Here is a 1,518-nt window from a genome sequence, read left to right on the forward strand (position 1 = left end):
GATATTCGCCCCGGCCCCCCCCCCCCCCCCCCCGCGGGGGGGGGGGGGGCCCCCCCCCCCCCCCCCCGCGGCCCCACCCGGTCGGCGCACCTGCGCTTTTGTGCGGGATGCGTGACCCAGGCGGCCGGTCACCCGTTGTCCCTTCATCAGCACTCACAGCGAGACCGATCCTGAGGAGCCACCCGTGCCGCGCTTGCTCGACGTCAGTGACGACGTACGCGCCGAGATCGGCGACGAAGAAGCCGACCGGCTGCTCGCCGGGGACAACGCCCCGGGCAGCTACGACTGCACGTCCTGCCGCACCCCGGGCGACACGGAACAGGAACGGACCAGCACCGTCCTGTTCGTCGGCGACGAGACCGCCGTGCTCGCCTTCGCCCACGCCGCCTGCCTGCCCTCGCAGGTCGTCCAGGTCAACGAGGACCAGTTGCAGGGCGCCGTCCAGTCGCTCGGCGCGCCCGGCGCGGACGCGGCGGCCCCGTCGGCCGAGGCGCCGCCCGCGCAGGCCGTGCTCGGCGTGACCAGCGGCCTGATCCTGATCAACGGCGATCTGCACCCCGCGCTCGTCGTCGAGCCGACCGGCCCGATCTCCCGTCCGGGCGTGCAGTCCGGCGGCGACGACTTCCTGCCGCTCCTGATCGAGCAGGGCTTCATGCCGGTGCCCGAGCTTGCGCAAGCGCCGCGCTCGCTGCCCGGCTGGTCGGTGCTGCTCGCCATGGGCCAGCTGCACGCGGTCCTGCAGCCCGGCACCGGCGGCGCGCCCGCCCAGGTCGCCTGGTGGCAGGCGCACCAGCCGCTCGTGGTGACGGAGGGCTGGCGGGCCGCGGCGAACAAGACGCAGACCGTGCTCGTCTTCGCCGCCCCGGTCGGCTCGATCGGCCGCCAGCCCCGAGAGGACCTGCTGCGCGACGCGCTCGACAAGGCCGCGGCGAACGGCCGGCTGGTCGCCGCCGCGATGCCGCTCGCGGGCACCTGAGCCGCACCGGCCGCGCACTCCCCGCAGGACGACACGCAGTACAGGACGACGCGCAGTACTCGTAGGTCTCGTAGGGCCGACGCCCGACCCGGGCCCCGCCGAATCCGCCGGTCACGCCCCTGACGCCCCGCAAAAGCCGAGGCCAAGGGCGCATCCGACGGGGGGTCCGGGTCGTTTGCACGTATGTGCACCCATACGACCTCACCTCAGCCCCGCGGCGTCAGCCGTACCCGACGCCGATCCCGTCGATGCGGCCCTCGCAGCCCCCGGCGGGCGGCCGCTCGGCCACCCCGATCTACGACGCGCTGTACGCGGAGTACCGCCGCTCCTTCCGGGCCCTGCCGGGCGATCGCAGCGGCGAGGAGGAGCTGGGGTTCACCTCGTTCGGGGCGGGCCTGTACGGCTCGCGGCACCACACGCCGCCGCAGTTGTGGCAGACGAGCAGCGGGGGGGCCGGCGGGGCCGGGGCAAGGCCCGCCGGCGCCCGCGGGGCCGCGCCGCGCCCCGGGGCCCGCAGTGGGGCGCCCCGCGCCGCGCGCTGC

At 76.2% G+C, this 1,518-nt stretch carries 2 protein-coding genes; both read left to right on the forward strand.

Annotation, left to right across the window (positions count from 1 at the left end; translation table 11 throughout):
• Nucleotides 1-184: 184 nt before the first annotated feature.
• The gene (locus ACFW9D_RS31635) at nucleotides 185-976 is read left to right on the forward strand and encodes a hypothetical protein (protein ID WP_188339745.1); all 792 of its coding nucleotides are present in this window, start codon (nucleotides 185-187) and stop codon (nucleotides 974-976) included.
• Nucleotides 977-1,224: 248 nt separating this feature from the next.
• On the forward strand, nucleotides 1,225-1,518 hold a 294-nt coding region (locus tag ACFW9D_RS31640), incomplete at its 3' end, for a hypothetical protein (protein ID WP_384627624.1).

This window comes from Streptomyces sp. NPDC059524, from assembly GCF_042749255.1.
Classification (GTDB): domain Bacteria; phylum Actinomycetota; class Actinomycetes; order Streptomycetales; family Streptomycetaceae; genus Streptomyces; species Streptomyces xanthii.